Origin of the sequence: Nitrospira sp. (assembly GCA_016788885.1) — a bacterium.
Classification (GTDB): domain Bacteria; phylum Nitrospirota; class Nitrospiria; order Nitrospirales; family Nitrospiraceae; genus Nitrospira_A.
The window spans coordinates 69,632-89,128 of the sequence record JAEURX010000027.1; the positions used below are offsets into that span (position 1 = coordinate 69,632).

Annotated in this window: 17 protein-coding genes and 2 tRNA genes; 5 read left to right on the plus strand and 14 right to left on the minus strand. The window is 58.2% G+C overall.

Annotation, left to right across the window (positions count from 1 at the left end):
• Nucleotides 1-262: 262 nt before the first annotated feature.
• From clpX to JNL86_07930, 4 genes are all read right to left on the minus strand, one after another.
• The gene (clpX, locus tag JNL86_07915) at nucleotides 263-1,546 is read right to left on the minus strand and encodes an ATP-dependent Clp protease ATP-binding subunit ClpX (GenBank protein MBL8042829.1); all 1,284 of its coding nucleotides are present in this window, start codon (nucleotides 1,544-1,546) and stop codon (nucleotides 263-265) included.
• Between the two features lie 158 nt (nucleotides 1,547-1,704).
• Nucleotides 1,705-2,454, minus strand: a complete 750-nt coding sequence (locus tag JNL86_07920; protein ID MBL8042830.1) for an outer membrane beta-barrel protein — start codon at nucleotides 2,452-2,454, stop codon at nucleotides 1,705-1,707.
• A gap of 200 nt (nucleotides 2,455-2,654) precedes the next feature.
• Complete coding sequence (locus tag JNL86_07925) at nucleotides 2,655-3,233, minus strand: DsbA family protein (GenBank protein MBL8042831.1); 579 nt, start codon at nucleotides 3,231-3,233, stop codon at nucleotides 2,655-2,657.
• Between the two features lie 133 nt (nucleotides 3,234-3,366).
• Nucleotides 3,367-4,116, minus strand: coding sequence for a cyclase family protein (locus JNL86_07930; protein ID MBL8042832.1), 750 nt, complete (start codon nucleotides 4,114-4,116; stop codon nucleotides 3,367-3,369).
• A gap of 181 nt (nucleotides 4,117-4,297) precedes the next feature.
• On the opposite strand from JNL86_07930, the gene JNL86_07935 reads away from it, so the two are divergent.
• From JNL86_07935 to JNL86_07945, 3 genes are all read left to right on the plus strand, one after another.
• On the plus strand, nucleotides 4,298-5,428 hold the full coding sequence (locus JNL86_07935; GenBank protein ID MBL8042833.1) for a hypothetical protein: 1,131 nt from the start codon (nucleotides 4,298-4,300) through the stop codon (nucleotides 5,426-5,428).
• A 269-nt stretch (nucleotides 5,429-5,697) separates the two neighbouring features.
• On the plus strand, nucleotides 5,698-7,038 hold the full coding sequence (locus tag JNL86_07940; GenBank protein MBL8042834.1) for a DUF3391 domain-containing protein: 1,341 nt from the start codon (nucleotides 5,698-5,700) through the stop codon (nucleotides 7,036-7,038).
• A 63-nt stretch (nucleotides 7,039-7,101) separates the two neighbouring features.
• Nucleotides 7,102-9,294 carry a radical SAM protein gene (locus JNL86_07945; GenBank protein ID MBL8042835.1) on the plus strand — a complete coding sequence of 731 codons (2,193 nt, stop codon included), beginning with the start codon at nucleotides 7,102-7,104 and terminating at the stop codon, nucleotides 9,292-9,294.
• Nucleotides 9,295-9,751: 457 nt separating this feature from the next.
• Here the strand turns inward: JNL86_07945 and JNL86_07950 are convergent, their stop codons facing one another.
• On the minus strand, nucleotides 9,752-10,387 hold the full coding sequence (locus JNL86_07950; GenBank protein ID MBL8042836.1) for a peroxiredoxin: 636 nt from the start codon (nucleotides 10,385-10,387) through the stop codon (nucleotides 9,752-9,754).
• 213 nt (nucleotides 10,388-10,600) lie between these two features.
• On the opposite strand from JNL86_07950, the gene JNL86_07955 reads away from it, so the two are divergent.
• Nucleotides 10,601-10,969: a pentapeptide repeat-containing protein gene (locus JNL86_07955; GenBank protein ID MBL8042837.1), complete on the plus strand. Its 369-nt coding sequence runs from the start codon at nucleotides 10,601-10,603 to the stop codon at nucleotides 10,967-10,969.
• Between the two features lie 14 nt (nucleotides 10,970-10,983).
• Here the strand turns inward: JNL86_07955 and JNL86_07960 are convergent, their stop codons facing one another.
• Nucleotides 10,984-13,929: a DUF748 domain-containing protein gene (locus tag JNL86_07960; protein ID MBL8042838.1), complete on the minus strand. Its 2,946-nt coding sequence runs from the start codon at nucleotides 13,927-13,929 to the stop codon at nucleotides 10,984-10,986.
• 479 nt (nucleotides 13,930-14,408) lie between these two features.
• Between JNL86_07960 and JNL86_07965 the strand changes: the two genes are divergently transcribed.
• Entirely contained in the window at nucleotides 14,409-14,903 is a 495-nt protein-coding gene (locus JNL86_07965; GenBank protein ID MBL8042839.1) for a VOC family protein, read from the plus strand.
• Nucleotides 14,904-14,917: 14 nt separating this feature from the next.
• Here JNL86_07965 and JNL86_07970 read toward each other — a convergent pair.
• From JNL86_07970 to rph, 8 genes are all read right to left on the minus strand, one after another.
• Nucleotides 14,918-14,994, minus strand: a tRNA-Arg gene (locus tag JNL86_07970).
• Nucleotides 14,995-15,303: 309 nt separating this feature from the next.
• Entirely contained in the window at nucleotides 15,304-15,750 is a 447-nt protein-coding gene (locus tag JNL86_07975; protein MBL8042840.1) for an arsenate reductase ArsC, read from the minus strand.
• A 290-nt stretch (nucleotides 15,751-16,040) separates the two neighbouring features.
• The gene (locus tag JNL86_07980) at nucleotides 16,041-16,211 is read right to left on the minus strand and encodes a hypothetical protein (protein MBL8042841.1); all 171 of its coding nucleotides are present in this window, start codon (nucleotides 16,209-16,211) and stop codon (nucleotides 16,041-16,043) included.
• 132 nt (nucleotides 16,212-16,343) lie between these two features.
• On the minus strand, nucleotides 16,344-17,204 hold the full coding sequence (locus JNL86_07985) for an arsenite methyltransferase (GenBank protein MBL8042842.1): 861 nt from the start codon (nucleotides 17,202-17,204) through the stop codon (nucleotides 16,344-16,346).
• Between the two features lie 46 nt (nucleotides 17,205-17,250).
• Entirely contained in the window at nucleotides 17,251-17,589 is a 339-nt protein-coding gene (locus JNL86_07990; protein ID MBL8042843.1) for a winged helix-turn-helix transcriptional regulator, read from the minus strand.
• Between the two features lie 210 nt (nucleotides 17,590-17,799).
• Nucleotides 17,800-17,876 (minus strand) — tRNA-Pro (locus tag JNL86_07995).
• The gene (locus JNL86_08000; protein ID MBL8042844.1) at nucleotides 17,867-18,481 is read right to left on the minus strand and encodes an XTP/dITP diphosphatase; all 615 of its coding nucleotides are present in this window, start codon (nucleotides 18,479-18,481) and stop codon (nucleotides 17,867-17,869) included. The genes JNL86_07995 and JNL86_08000 overlap by 10 nt, the downstream gene beginning before the upstream one ends.
• Nucleotides 18,482-18,483: 2 nt before the next feature.
• Complete coding sequence (rph, locus tag JNL86_08005; protein MBL8042845.1) at nucleotides 18,484-19,227, minus strand: ribonuclease PH; 744 nt, start codon at nucleotides 19,225-19,227, stop codon at nucleotides 18,484-18,486.
• Between the last annotated feature and the right edge of the window lie 270 nt (nucleotides 19,228-19,497).

Below are 19,497 nucleotides of genomic sequence, written 5' to 3' on the forward strand. Positions count from 1 at the left end.
GGTCGAGATCATTGGTCTCGGAACGATGGTTGCGCTTGTGTGGCTGATCGCCTGGTCAATGGCCGGCGAAAGTGAATCGGAGAAGAGGAGAATGATTTCCTCTCTTCGAAACAATGCTGCCACGGTAAGCCAAACGCGGACCAGACACGCAGCCTAGGTCGACTGCCTGAAGCATACAGGCTCTTGCAGACTCTTAGTTCGGCAAGAGAGAGGAGAGTACTGCCTGAAACAGAACCCTTGGAGGCTGTGACGGCAGATGGGCTCAGGTGAGTAGCTGCGGCTGTTGGGTTCCGGCGATCACCTCTTCCGTAATGACCACTGCTTTGACGTCGGCTAGTGCCGGCACGTCATACATCAGTTCCAACATCACCTCTTCCAGAATCGTCCGCAACGCCCTGGCTCCGGTTTTCATCACCGCCGCCCGGCGCGCGATCGCCTTGACTGCCGAGTCGGTGAACTGCAAATCAACGCCTTCGATTTCAAACAAGGCTTGATACTGTCTCACCAGTGCATTGCGGGGCTCAGTCAAGACTCGAATGAGCGCCGGCACGTCCAAGTCGGCCAGAGTGGTCAACACAGGAAATCTCCCCACAAACTCGGGGATGAGTCCGAACTTCAGCAGATCCTCGGCCTGCACATGGCGCAGCACCTCGGTATGGCCGTGGATCTCTGCGCTGGAAGCGTCGACGCCAAACCCCAACCGCTTGGGCATCGTCCGTTGAGCGATAAGTTGGTCCAGTCCGACGAACGCCCCGCCGGCAATGAAAAGGATATTCGTCGTATCCACACGGATATAGTCCTGCTCGGGATGCTTCCGGCCTCCCTTGGGCGGCACATTGCAACTCGTGCCCTCCACGAGTTTCAACAACGCCTGCTGAACCCCCTCGCCTGACACATCTCGCGTCAGGGACGGATTCTCAGATTTTCGACTGATCTTGTCGATTTCATCGATGTAAATGATGCCCGTTTCGGCACGCGCCACGTCATAGTCGCAACTCTGAAGCAGCTTGAGGACGATGTTCTCGACATCCTCCCCGACATAGCCGGCCTCGGTCAGCGCCGTGGCATCCGCAATCGCAAAGGGCACGTGGAGAATGCGAGCCAGGGTCTGAGAGAGCAGTGTTTTCCCGGTCCCGGTCGAGCCGATCATCAGAATGTTCCCCTTCTGCAGATCGACGTGTTTGAGCCGTTCCCGGTTGGCAATACGCTTGTAGTGATTGTGAACCGCGACGGAGAGGACTTTCTTGGCATGCTCCTGCCCGACGACATAGTCATCAAGCGCGGCTTTGATCTCAGTCGGCTTGGGAAGAACCAGCGGCAGCGACGACGATGGGCTCTTCGTGCCCCCATTCTTGCTCTCACTCAGAGACAGGGAACAGCGTTGAACACAGTCCTCACAGATCAAAAGAGAGGACGTCGCGCGGCAGGAGTAGCAGGTATGCGGTTCCGGACTGCTGAGGAGAGAATGGACAACGTCGTGATGTTTGCCGCAGAAGGAACACTGACGGTCCGGTTGTTGTGCAGAATGCCGCTTGTCCCAGAACACGCCGCGTGCCTCCCGGTGATCACGTGAGCCGCCTGCTGGAGGCTATTCTATGCTTCACGCGGGCCGCCCTGCAAGCAGGCGGCGGCGTGAAGCATCGGCACGGACGAGAGCCGGGAGGGTCTTACGGAGGAGGCGAACCACACGCCAGGCGACCGGGATTAGAAATGAAACCCAATCCCACCGGCCACCAGATGCGCTCGATAATTGAGCGTAAATGATGGGCCGTGGGACCCATCCGCCAATTCACTTTCCCATTGATAGTTCGCGACAAAATATTTGTATTCGGTAAACAGGAACATCCTCTCCCCCACATTGGCGCGTAGCCCGCCGATGAACTGGTAGGCAAACGCACCATCGGCCGCATTTTCCCGTACCACCCCGACCGAACTATGCTGGAGATCCAAGTCCCGGGCGAACCCTCCTGATAAACCGACTCCGACTCCGACATAGGGCTGAATGATTTCGCCCGGGTATCGCAACAACAGGTTCGCCATGGCATTGACAGACTGGAGACGAAAATTCGCACTTCTGGTCACCCCACCTGTCGTCGCGGTAGGCGCATTCACCTTGCCGTCAAGACCGGATAATTCTGCTTCCAACCCGACGAACTGTCCCGTGAAGGCCGGAAAGAATCCGACCTTTAATCCGCCGCCCAACCCGCCCTGCACGTCGGTATTCGTAAAGGGGTCTTCCTGCAATCGCACCGGACGATTCAGGGGACGACTCCCCTGCATATAGCCACTCACGTACCATTCCGTCTTAGCCTCATCCTGCTTGCCTTCGGAAGCAACCGCGGAAGGCTTGGCCGCGGCAGCAGTGGAATCTGCCGCCCACGCACTCGACGCAGCGGCTTGGATGCACAGGACCGTGATAAGACGCACAGCCAGAGACCAAGATACAGGTGTCATGAGTCACTCCTGTGAGGGGAAAAGCAGGGCAGGACTCGAACGCCTGCCGTAGATTTTTCTTACCACAAGAAGGATCGATGACAAACTGATTCGGCACTTGCTGCACCGGCATCGGAACGCGAGTCAGGGACAGCGTGTACACGGCGAGGCAACGCGTACGAATCCACCGCGAGGGCCGTCGTTGGGCGAGGAAGCGACACCTACGTATCGGCAAAAAACCGCGCAAGCATCTCGATCGACACCAACCCCACCAGGATCTGACCATCAGCTCGCTGAAGGAGTGGCACCCCCTGATGCTCCGTCTGCTCCCACTGCTCGCCCCAAGCCATGAGGACTCGCTCCACTGGTGCGGCGCCGTCCCCCACGATCTGATCGGCCACAAAACCCTGTCGGCTCGCCTCCTGCCGCAGAACCTCGTGGTCCGAGAGATCCTCCCCCTCACACCAAAACCGTCGATACAGGGCGGACACAAACGCACGCCCTCGCACGTGATCCAGGTTCAGCGCCCGAGCGGCAACGGCGATGGCCAGGCCGGTATTGGGTTTTCCCTTCGGCAGCAGGATCGTCAATTCCGGCGCAAGCCGTCGGACCATCTCGACTTCTTGCTTCAGGTCGGCACCCAAATGTCCGGCCCAGGTCCTCATCGGCACAGGCAGATGCGGCGCATGCTGTACTCCGTGCCAGGCGATCTGCCCTACGACCTCCAGTCTCTGCAAGCGCTCATGTAACGCATAGCAGAAGGGACAATTGAAATCGCTATAGAGTCGGTACGTGTTCATCGAGCAACTACTCAGCTGTGCCGACCAGGCCGGCCTGAATCATCATAAGGCGAACCCATTCGGCAACGAAGTGTGGTGTTGTGGCTACGGTTTCGCCGGGATTGTGGACAATCATAAGCCAACCGTTCCGATGCTACTCGGGCACAATCCCGAGGATGCGCACCGGAGCGCCGCTGCCGCCGGCGATTTTCATGGGCAGCGCGATCAGAGTGGCGCCTGATGGCGGAAGTTCATCGAGTCGCGCAACGTTTTCCAGACCATACAGCCCGGCCCCATTGACGATGCGGTGAACCACGAAGTCCTGGGAAGGACCATAATCAATGCTCGGCGTATCAATCCCGATTCCGGCAATGTGCCGTTCGGCTGTCAGGAACCGAGCTACCTCCTCTGAGAATCCGGGGAAATGCAGCGTCGTGGGAACATCGGGCGTCGCGCTCCCGAAATACCGCTCGCGATGCTTCCAGTGGGCGCCCCAGCCAGTCAGCATCATCACCAGGGAGCCGGGGGGGATGGTTCCATACTGACTCTCCCAGCGATGCAGATCAGACAGGGACAGTCGATAGTCAGCCTCCTTCGCCGCGGAGCCACGCACATCGATCACCACCGCAGGCCCTATGAGGCGCTCGACTGGAATGCCGTCGATTCCCACCTGTCCCTGAGCGAAATGGATCGGTGCATCCATATGCGTCCCGGCATGCTCGGACAGCGCCACCTGCCCCGTTGCATACCATGCCTCATCGACCGTTCCACCCCGTGCACTACCGTCCCGGTGAAACGGAGGATTGCTCGGCCACACCAGCGTCGTCTCGTCGAAGCTGTAGGTCAGATCAATCATATGAGATGCGGCATGGACCCTGTGCTGCCAACCACCGACGCCCAACATGACGACCAGCAACCACGGTAAGGCGATCACCGGAAACCTTGGTCGTTCCACACACCGCTGCCTCATCCTGCACTCCTTGTCCGTATCACATTCGCTCGATTCATGAGAGGGAAACACTACCCTCTCACACGCGGATACGGTACCCTTTCGCTCCCCGTTCGTGCAATGGAAGGACGACACGATGACTGATGAGCATCTCCGGTTTTCAGGGCAACGTTTTTCTGCGGAGTACCAGATTCACGGCTCAGCCGAAGAGGCCCGCCGACGGGCCCATTTGCTTTGTATCGACCAGACCGTCGAGGCCGCAGATCATCTCATTCCTCCCGGGCCGATCAGAGATGAACTCGTGGGTCGCGTGGAGCATCTCGACGCTCTAGCCGATGGGCGGTATTCCGCACGGCTCTCGTTTCCCGTCGAACTGCTCGACGGCACGATGAGTACGCTCCTGCACATGAGTTTCGGCATGGCCAGCTTGCAGGGTGGAGTGCGCCTGGTTGACTTGCGCCTTCCCGATGCGACCCTCACCAGAATAGCCGGTCCCCAGACAGGCGTCGCTGGACTTCGTGCGATACTTGATGTTCCACGACGCCCTCTGACCTGTGCGGTCCTGAAACCGCTTGGTCTCACCCCTTCGGACCTGACTGTGCTGGCGTACGAATACGCCCTCGGCGGGGTTGACCTCATCAAAGACGATCAAAGCCTTGGCGATCATCCATTTTGTCCGTTCGAAGAGCGCGTCGCACGCTGTGCGGAAGCCGTCGCGACGGCATCGATGGCAACAGGTCGACGCTGCCTTTATGCACCGCACGTGTTCGGGCCTTGGCCGAAACTCCTCGAACGAGCCCTCGTGGCCAAGAATGCCGGAGCTGGGGCACTCCTGATCTGTCCTGGACTGACCGGCTTCGATGCCGTGACCGCGCTTTCCCGCCTCTCCTTACCTCTGATCACGCACCCGGAGTTTCTCGGGACCCACTACGTGAACCAGGACAGCGGCATCGCCCCACCAGTCCTCTTCGGCCTGCTTCCCCGTCTCGCCGGTGCCGACATCTCCATCTACCCCACCTGTGGCTTGAACTATCCCATCTCCCAGGCCGATTGTCGCGGCATCGCCGACGCCTGTCGTACGCAGTTGGGATCGCTCTTCCCTATGCTTCCAACCGCCGCGGGACGGATGAACGCATCACGGATTGATGAGATGATGACGCTGTATGGAGCCGACGTCGTATTCATTCTCGGCAGCGACCTCCGCCGTGATCCCACAAATATTCGCGCCGCATATCGAGACTTTCTTCGCCTGCTTCACGCTGATTGACGTGCGGTCATCACATCTATCATCACTTCACATATAGATCATAACTCCTTGTTTAGTAAATTTTATTTCGATCTCATCACCCAACCGGTCCCGCTACCGGCATCCTCGTCGAATTATCACCCATGAGACCCTCTGCTCCTTCGAAACAGGTACCCATTGGCCACCACTGCTCTTCATTTCTGTCAAGTTTCATTCGGGCAGCACCGATACAGGCCATAGCCTAAAGTCCTTCCGTAGGTCAAAACCGTTACGTGAGTCTCGAGACGCTCATGCCGATCGCAAACACGTCCAGCGACCCCAATAAGCTCGACAAGACGGACAGCATGAAGCTGAGTCCCGAGTACCTTCGCATCGGCATGTACGTCGACTTGAACTGCTCCTGGTTTCGACATCCCTTTCCGCGACGTTCCTTCAAACTGACCTCGCAAAGTCAGATCACGACGATCAAGGGTCTCGGGTTGGGGACCGTCCTGGTCTATCCGAAAGAATCAGACCCCGAGACGGATGGGGAAGCCGCACCGATCGAGTCCGCCGCAGAGCCAGCATCGGCGCCTGAATCTGCCGCTGAGCCGAGCCATGAAGAGGCGACAGCCGAACCGGCCCCGCTGGTCGAGCAGGAGATGCCGACGCAAGGAGATTATCATCAGGCTGCGCAGATGGCCTCCGAAGCCTATCGTGAGATGCTCGGAAACAGTTCGAAGATCATGAAGGAACTCTCGAGTGGGTCAGAGGAAGGCCTGCGGTCGGCGGAATCTATGATCGGCGGACTCAGTACGCTCCTCACCAACACGGAAGCGGCCGGGACCGTGGCAAGTGCCTTTGACCCCGAAGACGTCGAGAATGCGTCGGTGATCCGTGCGATGAATGTCGCCACACTCTCCATGCTCGTCGCTCAGCAGTTTGAGATCGACCAGGAAGCACTGCAGATGATCGGGATGGCAGGCCTTCTCCTGGATATCGGCGAACACCGCATCCCGCGACATATTCTTCAAACCCGCGCCCGCCGCTCAGAGGTCGAGAATGTGAAGTACCAGCTCCACCCCTACCTTGGCGTGGAGATGCTGAGAAAATTTCCTCACATTCCCGAAGAAGTCCTGGATGTCATTCGCAGTCACCATGAACGGCTGGATGGTTCGGGGTATCCCGAGAAGCTGAAGGGGGATCAGATTTCACTCCCCACCCGAATCGTGAGCGCGGTCGACCATTACGACTCACTGGTCAATAGTCTGCATGCGGAAGACGCCCTCACCCCGGCGGAAGCCCTGGCCACCATGTACAAGTATCAGAGTCAGATGTTTGCTGCGGATGTTCTCGTGGCGATGATTCAGACCCTGGGTGTCTATCCGCCGGGAACGGTCCTGGCCCTCTCAGATGGTCGGTTTGCTCAAGTACTCAACATCAACTTCAAGTATCGGTTAAAGCCATTGGTCTTGCTTTACGATGAGCAGACTCCGGCAGAACAACCTGTCACGGCGGACCTCCAATCACAAGACCAACTCACCATCCTCCGTGGCATGTCTCGCGACGAATTGCCGCGGAAAGTCGTCGAGTACTTCCGGTTGAAACGGTATACCGGCTACTTCATCCAATCTTCTATCCGCGCTGCCTGAAAACGATCCAGCCAAACGAGATGCGACTGGCAGCCACAGGATGCAGTGTGGTATGTCCCAGCCATGGCCAAGCCTCGTATTCTCTTCGTCACGCCCCCGCTCACCCAACTCAATACGCCGTATCCGGCCACGGCCTATCTGACTGGCTTCTTGCGATCACGCGGCTATGAGACGGAACAGGCGGATCTGGGCCTCGACATGATCCTGCGCCTCTTTTCACGGCCAGGCCTCGAACAGGCGTTTCATCGAATCAAGCAGACGGATACAGCCTGGCCCGGAGAGGTCTACCAAATCCTGGCCCTCGAAGAGGCTTACCTGGCAACCATCGAGCCAGTCGTGGCCTTTCTTCAGGGAAAGGATCCTATGCTGGCCCCGCACCTCGCCAGGCCGGGATTTCTTCCTGAAGGGCCGCGATTTTCGGCCGATCGCCGGCCAGGCGAAGGCATGCACGTCTGCTCCCCGGCCGATGCCGCCCGCCATCGGGCAACCCTCTATATCGAAGATCTCACTGATCTGCTGCACGAAACCGTCGCGCCCCACCTGTTCCTGAATCGTTACGCCGAGCAGATCATGGAGGCGACGTCCTCGTTCGACCGGATTGAAGAAGCCTTATCACAGCCCTTGAGTTTGACCGACAACCTGCTCCTCGAGGCGCTCGAGGCACAGCTGGCTCGCACGACTCCAGATATCGTCGGCCTCACGGTACCCTTCCCTGGAAACCTCTTCGGGGCCCTGCGCATTGCGCAAGCGATCAAGACCCGGCAGCCAGGCACCACGGTCGTGATGGGCGGCGGTTACGTGAACACGGAACTGCGACGATTGCAGGACGCTCGGCTATTTCGCTACGTGGATTATGTGACGCTGGACGACGGAGAGCGTCCGCTGCTGTGCCTTCTCGATTTCCTGGCGGGGAACCGTCCGCCTACCAAACTTTGCCGCACCTTCACCCTGGTCGAAGGGCGGGTTTCGTTTGAGAACGGAAGCACCGAGCCTGATCTACCGATGCACGAACTCGGCACCCCGACCTATGCCGGACTGCCCTTGCACAATTACCTCTCCATACTCGACAGTCTGAACCCCATGCACCGCCTCTGGTCCGAGGGGCATTGGAATAAACTGACCGTGGCCCACGGGTGCTACTGGAAGCAGTGCACGTTCTGCGATGTTGGACTGAACTATATCGCGCGGTATGAGACAACCCCGACCGACGTGTTGCTCCGACAGATCGGCACCCTGATTCACGAAACCGGGCAACGAGGCTTTCACTTCGTCGACGAGGCCGCGCCCCCGGCAGCGCTGAAAGCGCTCGCGCTGCGCTTGCTCGAAACGGGCCAAACGATCTCCTGGTGGGGCAATATCCGCTTCGAAGACGCGTTCTCGGCCGATCTGGCACGGCTCCTTGCTGCATCCGGCTGCATCGCATTGACCGCCGGCCTCGAGGCGGCCTCGGACCATCTTCTCGAGCAGATGAAAAAAGGAATCACCGTCGACCAGACTGCACGGGTCGCGGCTGCGTTTCGCCAGGCCGGGATCCTGGTCCACGCGTACCTAATGTATGGATGCCCAGGGGAGACGATTCACGACACCGTGGATTCTTTGGAACGCGTGCGACAGTTGTTCGCCGGCAACCTGTTGCAATCCGCCTTTTGGCACAAGTTTACGGCCACCGCCCACAGCCCCATCGGGCTCAATCCGGCTGCCGAAGGTCTCACAATTCTCGGTCCGGCATTTGCCGGGTTTGCGGAAAATGATCTGCGCCACGCCGACTCCCGCGCCACCTGCCCGCCCTGGCTTGGGGACGGACTACGCACCGCCGTCCTCAACTATATCGAGGGGGCGGGGCTCGACCTGCCGGTACAGCGCTGGTTTACGCATCGCGTGAAGCCGTCGCGCGTGGCTCGCACCTGGCTCAAGCAGGCTCTGGCTGAGATCTCTCCGATTCCGCTTACTGCCGAACGTCGCTGTGTCTGGACCGGAAGCACTCCCGTCGTCGTGTCACAGACAAAGAGGCTGACCCGCATCATCCTCCCCACCCGCACGGAAGACTTCTCGCTCAACCTTTCCCGCCCCCAAGTCGAGTGGCTCCTCACGCTTCTTCGAGACTCCATGCCTTCTTCACATCCGGCAGGCTACACCTACCCGCGCTTCGCCGACATGATGGCGACGTTTCCCGGTTCCGGCACTCAAGGGTTCAAGCGATTCGCCGCTTCCGCCGCCTGGCAGACCATCAGGCAGGCAGGATTGCTGCTCGTGTGACACGCAAGCCGTCCTGGCCCCGATTGCCCTCCTCCTGCTTGGAAGCGGACTGGCGGTACTGGTCTGGGCACGACGACAGTCTCTCCTGCCTCAATACGCTCGACACACGCAGTCAGAGCGTCGGTCGAGGGGAGCTGCTGACACACCGGCTCCCCGTGTTCCTTCCCCCTACAGTCCCTCGACCAAGCATCTCGAGAAACCTTCCGCCCAGGACAAAGGCCCCGCTTCATGCAAGCATCGTACGGTCCGGGTCGGCAGCGTTCCCGCTGGTGTCACATCCGTGCAACGACCGGCACATGAACTCGTGAAGAGAACTGGACGGGGAATGGCCGTGAATGAATCGACAGGCACGAACCGGTGAGGCTGAGCATCGAGGAGATTCGCTTCTCACTGCATGAACGGAGGAGCCGGCTGATCAGCCGGCTCCTCCTACTGGTTCGCGGGACAAGAGTCTCGTCTACTTGTTAGGTTGCGGGGTCAAACGCAGATAGGGCTTGATGACCTTGAACCCTTTGGGAAAGAGGGTCTTGGCTTCGGCATCGTTCACCGCAGGGGTGATGATGCAATCTTGCCCGTCTTTCCAATTCACCGGCGTCGCCACCTTGTACTTTGCAGTCAGTTGCAGCGAATCCACCACCCGCAGCAATTCATCGAAGTTTCTTCCGCAGGACGCCGGATAGGTCAACATCAGCTTGATCTTCTTGTCCGGCCCGATCACAAACACCGAGCGCACCGTCATGCTATCCAGCGAATTCGGGTGGATCATGTCATAGAGATCGGCCACCTTCTTTTCCGGGTCGGCAATGATAGGGTACGCCACGGTGCAGTTCTGGGTGTCATTGATATCTTTCATCCAGCCGCGATGTGAATCCAGCGGATCCACGCTGATAGCAAGAATCTTGACTCCGCGCTTATCGAACTCTCCCTTAATTCTGGCCATATACCCCAACTCGGTCGTGCAGACTGGGGTGTAATCCTTGGGATGCGAAAACAGAATCCCCCACCCGCCCCCAAGCCATTCGTGGAAGTTGATCGTCCCTTCCGTCGTTTCAGCTGTAAAGTTCGGGGCGTCATCGCCCAATCGTAGTCCCATGATTCCCTCCTTCAAGAACGGTTCGAACCCGTTGATCTCTATGGCACATGACAGCGTAAAGAAGAATAAGGTTACCGTTTCTGACAAGGGTGGCGCAAGCGGCACCTGCTCCCCGATGACGGCCGACGCTCGAGGAACATCAACACGGCCATGCGCCCACTCAAGTTTTCTCTTCGCCTTCCGATAAGAAGCCCAGGAGTCAAAGGAGATCGCATGGAAAACTCACGACCGCCCGCGAGCGGGCTCCGCATGTCGAATGATGCCATGTATCGTTTGCTCCGAGAGGGATGCATCAAAGAATTTAACGTGAAACGGGCCACCGGGGAAAAGGTGGATCTGACTCGCTGCGATTTGCGCGGGCTGGACTTACGGGGCCTGGAAGTCGACGGACTGGATTTCACCGACTGCTACTTTCGCCAAGCCGACCTCCGCGGGATCGATTTTCGCAAAGCCATTCTGCAAGGCGCCAGCCTCAATGCGGCCAAGATTTCCGGCGCCTATTTCCCCGAGGAGTTGAGCGCCAGCGAGATCGAATTGTCTCTGCTCCACGGCACCCGGATGCGCTACCAGCCGAAGCCCTAGCCTAGACGGTGAGTCTAACTGCCCGTCAAATTGAGATGGGCCCTCACTTGTTGACCGTCCGACGCAGCCACGTCCACGTCCAGGAGAAAGACCCGATCCTCCGACAGGCCTCCCTGCTCGATCAGATGTTCGCGAATGGCCTTGGCACGACCCTGCGCCAAGATCCGCAGTTCCGACTCCTCCACCGCCATCGCCGGAACCAGCTGTTGCCGCAGTTCGTCAGCCGACAGCACGCGCTCGACGGATTTCCCTCCCGGTAACGATTCGCTCTTCATCGGCTGCTTGCCCAGTTTCTCGGCATACAGATCGCTGAGCAGTTCGAACTCTCTCGACGGGGAAGGGACGCTTTGCACATTCTTGGTGCCGCCCTGCGTGAATCGCCGCTGCACGTCGGCGGAGATTTTTTGCATAGCCAACGCATCGCGATCACGAGCAGGATCGGCAGTCCCAGCCACATCCACCCGCAACCCTGGTCGTTCCTGAAGCGCCTTGGCGACTGAATCAATTTTCTTCCGCTCTACTTCGCTCAACTCTTCGCTGCCTGGGACAAATTCAACAAACTGTAAGTCTTCTCCGCCCCCGCCTACGAGTCCACCCAGCGCCGAAAATGGAGAGGTCGCCACTTTGGTCACCAGATTGACCAATGCGTTGAGCACCACCCGGCCGTAACGAAAATCCGGCTCAGTCAAATCCCCGCGCACCGGCATGTCGATATCGATCCGCCCTCGTCGATCTTTCAGCAATCCTACGGCCAAACGCACCGGCAGGCTCGTCGCATCCGGGCTGTCGGTTTTCTCTCCGAAGGTCAATTGGTCCACCAGCACTTTATTTTCTCCCACCAATTGCTTCTTCGACACCTGATACATCAAATCCAGCGACAGCTTGCCTTTGGCGATGGGAAACCCGACATATTTCCCCGCGTATGGCGAGACCGCCGTGAGATCCACACCCTGAAACAAAAAGGTCAGATGAGTATAGGCCTCCTCACTCAGCGGATTGATCTGGCCCTGAATCTTGAGCGGCGCCACCTCGTCGACTTTCCCGACCAGCGCTACCTCGGCCTTGGCCACCTGCTTAGACGACAAGCCTTTGATCGTGCCGCTGAGATCCGTAATGCCGGTGGCCACAACCGGGTCGATGGATTCATCCACGAATGTCGCCGACAACTTCGACAACCGCACGACATCGATCTCGATCGGCGTCGGGGGCGGCGCGTTCTTCGGAGAGGATTCGCGGACCGCCGCGGGTGTAGTCGGAGTTGCCGCTGCTTCCGGTTTGCGCATCAACTGTGACAAGTTCAGCACACCGTCCTTCCCGGTGATGAGTTGCACCGCCGGATCTCGCAGCGCAATTTCGCCGATCTTGACCTTGGTCGGCGAGACCTCCACTGCCATCTTGCGCAATCCCAATGCGGTCCAGCCCAGAAATTCCTTTCCCGACACCCGATCAGCCACATGCAGCTTGTTGATCCCCACCTGGCCCACATAGCGCAGCATGGGGTCAGACTCCGGTCGGCTCCGGTAGATCACCTCGCCATCCACTTCCAATTCGCCGTCCTTGATATCGACCAGCATGGTGCGATCCAGATAGGGCTGAAACGGACGGAGGCCGATATGCTCCAACTTCAGCGCGAGAGACACCTGCAGCGGGTCAAGTTGCAGGGTGCCGCGGCCGTCGACCATCCCCTCTTGATTGAGGCGGAAACCGGTTGTGACCGGAATCGACCCTCGCAGCGGGACATGCAGATCCTTGGCCGTCATCTGGACATTCTCTAGACTCAGTTGTGCCGGCATCGTGAGGGTTCGATCTTCAAACTCCACCCGTGTCTTGGCAACTTCGACGGCCTGCACGTCGACGGACCATGGCGGTGCCGCCCCCTGACCCGGCTGAGCCACCTGTTCAGTCTCCTCCTGCGGCTGAGGGACTGGGGCGAAGAGCGGCTTGAAATTGACCACGCCATCCTGACCGAGCCAGGCGCGAATGTCCGCTCCGGTCAAGGCCGCGGTGCCGATTCCCAGCTCCCGCTTCGACAGGTCCAGGCTGATTCCGTCTATGCCGAAAGACGGCACCGTCAGTACCGGCTCACGACTCCCCGCTTCCGACAGTCGGAAATCCGCCAACTGAACCTTGCCCTCTGTCATCTGCAGATTGACAGGAGAAAGACGCGTGTCGAAGTGATAGCGGGCATCGACCGACAACTTTCCACTCAGGATATCGAATCGAAACCGGTCGCGGAGGCTAGGCCAAAAGGTATTCAAACCAACGTGCGACAATGACACATGCCCGTCGGATTCGAGTGGATCGAGCTGAAATGTGCCTTCCCAGGACAATACTTCCTTCTCGCCGAACTCCGCCGTAAACGCATAGGCACTTTCGCTCCCTCCCTTGCTGCTGAAGTTGCGGACAGAAACCTCGATGGGCACCACATCAATCTCCACCGGCCTTTTCTTGGAATCGTCCCGATACTCGATCACGCCTCGTTGAATGCTCAGGAGGCGAATGTCGACAGCCGGCATCGCCCCCTTGGCGGATGGTTCAGCCTTCGGCGGCGCAGATCGGTCCTCGTCTTGAGCAGGCGGCGGCACCAAACCAAGAAGATTCAGCTTCCCGTCTGCCTGCAGATGCACGAATCCGAATGGAAGAGTTAGCCGAATCTCATCGAAGAGGTATGAGGACCGAACCAGCGAGGTTGCTTCAAAATTTATGAATAGTTCCTGAAACCCGAGCATCGGCGTGCGGTCGGGCTCCTGAATTTCAAACCCGGTGAGGCCCAGGGAGAACGTAAACGGATTGAGCCGGATGTCTTCCAGAACGACGGGATGCCTGAGACGTTCAGACAAGGCAGGAACGCCGTACGTCTTGACGGCATAGGGAACGACGACAAAACCTAACAACGCATAGAATGCCACCAGGCCGCTGAGGACGTAGAGGAGGATTCGATACCGGGAAAGAAACGTCATGTCAGGAACGCATTGGGGAGGTGGTGCGCCAGGCTGGAATCGAACCAGCGACCCTCAGCTTAGGATGTCCTTCGGACGGCATCGTGATTCAGTACAATGAAGTGCGAAGAATAGGCTACTAAGAGCGCCCAGAACAAGGAGAAAATGTCTCAGGGATTCTTCCTACGGGTCATAAGCAGGGACTGACAACGAGGAATCGGCAGGGCAATGGAGTGATTTTCGCATGATAGGCGTCGTGTCGATTTCAGAACCGGCCAACGACTAAGAGGTGACAGCTGGAAATTGAAACGAAAGGAGCAATCCCATGCGCTTGATCTCGAGGCGATATATCAACTGAAAAACAACCGGAGGACAATTGCCCATATACGCCGGATGTGAACATGATGGCTACGATAGGCCGGTTCGCATAGGACAATGGTGACGCTCGACTTGAAGCTTTTTAAATCACCGCTCGACAAGCGACACAAAGGAGACATGATATGACCAAGCCGGCAAAGAACACCATCTGCCTGTGGTACGACAAGGACGCTGAAGAGGCGGCGCATTTTTATGCGAAGACCTTTCCCGATTCATGTGTGAGCGCAGTGCATAGGGCGCCGGGAGATTATCCTTCCGGCAAGAAAGGAGACGTGCTGACAGTCGAATTTACCGTGATGGGAATTCCCTGCCTCGGGCTCAATGGAGGACCTGCCTTCAAGCATAACCAGGCGTTCTCATTTCAGGTTGCAACAGTCGACCAGGCGGAAACCGATCGGTACTGGAACGCGATCGTAGGAAACGGCGGCGAGGAAAGCCAGTGCGGCTGGTGCCAGGACAAGTGGGGCCTGTCCTGGCAGATTACACCAGTCGTCTTGACGGACGCGGTGACCAGTTCTGATCCCGCCGTCGCCCAGCGCGCCTTCGATGCGATGATGCACATGGGAAAGATCGACGTCGCGGCAATAGAGGCAGCAGTTCGCGGCTCACACAGGTAACGAGTCGTCTTGTCTGGTGCGCCCGGTTGGAATCGAACCAACGACCCTCAGCTTAGAAGGCTGATGCTCTATCCGACTGAGCTACGGGCGCACGTGACGTATCAATGACCCCGGAGATCGACTACCCTCGACGATGCTCCTGGTGTTCCTAGCCGGTGCTGCTGAAGCGATTCATGAACCTGACGACGCGCATGAGCCAGCTCTGCATGCCAGTCGCCTTCACTTATACAAGAAGACGGGGCGGGATTCCAGGACTCCTCGAGTGCGACCTGCTCGCGAAGGGATCAGGAAACGGCCCCCAAGAACCAAGGAGGTGTGATGTCAGCAGTCGCCCGGCAAGCTGGGAGGAAGCAGCTTGTGGATCACCATCATCCCGCGCCGGTCCGGGAACGGAGACGACTCAGCATCGATAACAACGGATAGAGGCCGGGGCTAGCTGGCACTCTTCAATCAGGAAACGACAGATCCGGTCTGCAATTTCGTCACGTACCCGACGAAAGACTGCCCATCGCGTATCCGGCGGGGCAACGGCCGGATCATCAAACGACCAATTGCGGATATTCCGTGCACCCGGAAATACGGGACAGGTCTCCTTGGCGCGATCACACACGGTGATGACATAGTCGAATGGCTGCCTCATGCACTCATTGACGTGCTTCGATCTATACTGGCGGACATCCACACCGACGTCCTGCATGGCCTCAACCGTAACGGGGTTCAGCCCGGCTGGATGCGTACCTGCGCTGGAGGCCTCGAAGTCATCTCCGGCAATCAGACCAAGCAACGCCTCCGCCATCTGACTTCGGGCTGAATTGCCCGTGCATAGGAACAAGACGCGCTTCTTCATGCCTTCACCTCCAGGACAACTCGGTGACGAGTCCGATTGCACTATCGACAGACCAACAGCATTCCGGGAGGCTCCTCGAGCACACCAACACCATGGCTAGTGCAGCACTGGATTCCGCCCCGTACAACACAATGGCCGTGGCCACGGCCGACTCAAATACGTTACTTGCCCGATCAACGCCCCCGGCGCCGCGACGGAATAGAGCCCCCTGCATTCTGCCTGTGTAGATAGGCGAGCGACGCATTCAGATAGATCTGCAGCAGGATCGGCACGGCGATCAGGAGGACCTGTCACGCCTTCACGACAATGTATGCGAAAATCAGCACCAGGATCAGCATCAATGCCGTGATCGTGATGGGAAAACGGCGCGGGAGAAACGTCTCCGTGGACCGTTGCTCGCTGTGTTGCTGAATGAGTACAACGCAGGCGATCGATCCTCTGACTGCGGACTGGCGATACATGCCAGGACCGAACACCAATGAACAGCATACGGGACGCTAAGCGACGACGCGCTGCTCACCAACAGCCCGACAATAGGTGCACACAGCACCAACGCCATGGGGACGCCTCTTCCTGTCCCCTCCTGCACCGCCTTAGGAGCAGCAACTCGGACTGCAACAGGACCTCTCAGCGAGGGGCTTGGTGGCGCGGATGAAGCCGCTCAGGAACTTTCCGTCGACGGCCTTGGCCACGACGTCGGCATCCAATCCCGCCCCGAGGATGAAATCCCGGGCATCGTCTGCCGTATAGATCCTCGTGGGTTCGAGATTCACCTGGTCGAACCCAGCCGCACGAAGTCGCGCCAGATAGTCTTCCTCATCCAATGCTCCGGCGACACACCCGGCCCAAAGTTCCACACTGTGGCGGATTTCTGGTGGGATGGCCCCACGCACGACGATATCCGACACAGCCAATCGCCCTCCGGGTTTGAGAACCCGAAACGCTTCGTTGAAGACGCGCGACTTGTCAGACGAGAGGTTGATGACGCAGTTCGAGATAATCAGATCCACCGAATTGTCCGGCAGAGGGATGTCTTCGATCTCGCCCTTGAGAAACTTCACATTGGTGACACCAGCCTTGCGCTGGTTTTCCCGTGCCAAGGCGAGCATGTCGTCCGTCATATCCAGTCCATACACTTTTCCGGTGGGGCCCACTCGGCGAGCCGAAAGGAATACGTCGATCCCACCACCGGAGCCGAGATCCAACACCGTCTCCCCTGATTGAATCGTGGCTAATGCCGTCGGGTTTCCGCATCCAAAGGAAGCCACAAGGGCTTCTGGGGGGAGGCCGTCGGTCTCCTCTGTCGCATACAGATTTTGGGTAATCGGATCCAACTTGCCGTCCTCCAGAATACTGCCGGACCCGCAACATGAGGCTTTTCCCCGTGTGGCCTGACGAGCGGCCTGACCGTATTCGGCTTGAATGATCTCCTTGAGCGACTTCTCATCTTGCATGGCATCACCTCTAATCAATAATTATTGATGTGTTGGATCAAAAAAATCACTCGCAGCAGTGTGTTCGCCCGGCGCCCTTCGTCTCCGTCTTCAAGACACCGAGAAACTCTTCCAGCACCTGGAGCCCCTCTCGGTTCAAGGCGTAATACATCCAACGCCCCTCGCGTCGATCGAGCACCAATCCCGCCTCCTTCAGGACCCGTAAGTGGAAGGAAAGTCGAGACTGACCAGTCTGAAACGCGTCGGTGAGATCACACACGCATTGTTCACCCCCATGAAGCTGCTGCAGAATACGCAACCGCGTCTCGTCGGAAAGCGCATGACACACGGCAGCGGCGCTCGAGACATCTTTGTCACGTATGGCGATCATGCCGTCACCATACATCAACGAATATTGATTGGTCAAGAAACCTGATTGCGATGAGGGATCGGCCTAGGTGAACCGCTGTTACGTGATCCGGCTAGACTGGGAACGATAACTGGTCGGATACACGACGTCAGTAGGTGTGGCTGATATCGACCTCAGTCACGTCCACGCACCGCGAGCGTCGACCTGACTGGGCCAACAATCCACCTGAGGTCTGTAGGCTAGGGTTGGTCGGGGCGAGAGGATTTGAACCTCCGACATCCTGCTCCCAAAGCAGGCGCGCTACCGAGCTGCGCTACGCCCCGACTGAGGTCTGTTCGGCCATCATACGCTGCAACAGCGTCCTCGCCTGGGTAAAGGCTCGGGCACGATGGCTGATTTGGTTTTTCACTTCCGGCGACAATTGCGCCAGAGTCTGATGATACTCCGGCAGGAAAAACACGGGATCGTACCCGAACCCATGGGAACCGGCCGGCTCTTCGGCGATCAGGCCTTCCAAGACACCCTGCGCCGAGAAGCGTTTGCCTTCAGGCATCGCAATAGCCGCGACGGTGACGAAGCGGCCCCTTCGCCGTTCAGCCGGGACCCCCTGAAGCTCCTGCAACAACTTCCGGACATTGTCCTCATAGGTGGCATGCTCTCCCGCATAGCGGGCGGCAAAGACGCCCGGGCGTCCGCCCAAGGCCTCAACTTCCAGCCCGGTATCATCCGCTACCGCAGTCATCCCCGTGTACCGCGCGATCTCCACAGCCTTCTTCATGGCGTTAGCTTCGCACGTGTTGCCGTCTTCGACAACCTCCGGTGCGGAGGGGAAATCATCAAGCGTGCGAATCGTGATGTCAAGACCACGCAACAAGGCGACGAGTTCTTGTTTCTTGTGTTGATTCCTGGTCGCCAGCACAATCTGCATGGTTAGCTTAATCCACCGATCAGCGACTTCTGCAGATCCACCAATTCGCTGATCGCCCGCCACCCAAGGTCGAGGAATTCGTCCATATCTTTTTTGTTGAACGGCGTCCGCTCGGCCGTGCCTTGCACTTCGACATACTGCCCGGCACCGGTCATCACCAAATTCAAATCGACTTCAGCGTGCGAGTCTTCCTCGTAGGCCAAATCCACCATCACATGACCACCGACCTTGCCGATACTGATAGCCGCCAGATAGTCGGTCAGGGGGTTCACCTTGACCAACTCCCGTTTTTTCAGCACAGACACGGCATCAGCAAGGGCGATGAACGACCCGGTGATGGAGGCCGTCCGGGTTCCACCATCGGCCTGAATGACATCGCAGTCGATCCAAATGGTACGTTCACCCAATCGACTCGTATCGATCACGGCGCGCAACGCCCGCCCGACCAGTCGTTGAATCTCCAGTGTCCGTCCGCCCTGCTTTCCCTTCACCGATTCTCGAGGAGAACGATCGTGCGTGGCCCGGGGCAACATGGCATATTCTGCCGTCACCCAGCCGGTCCCTTTCCCCTTCAGAAACGGTGGAACTTTTTCCTCGATGGAGGCGGTGCAGATCACCTTGGTATCGCCCATCTCAATCAGGACGGAGCCTTCGGCGTGTTTCGTAAAATTGCGCGTCACCTTGACCGGCCGGATTTGATCCCGCCGCCGCCCATCGATACGCCCCAGCCCTGTCCCGCTCACCATTCGTTGCACTCCTTCATCCATCGTCTGCAAGTTTAAAGGAGCGGATTATAGTGAAGGGGGCCACAAAGAGCAAATCCACGATGCTCAATGAAGACGACGTTCACAAACTACGTTTCGGCTGGCGTTCACAGCGTGCCTCGGTATAATCCACTTTCATGTGGTGCGAGGGAATAGCATCGGTCTACCCCCTCACGGGCGACCGTCAGAGTTGACGGCAACGTCACCGCCTTTTCTCGAAGCGTCTGTAGGATCTTGATGCAGGTGTGAACC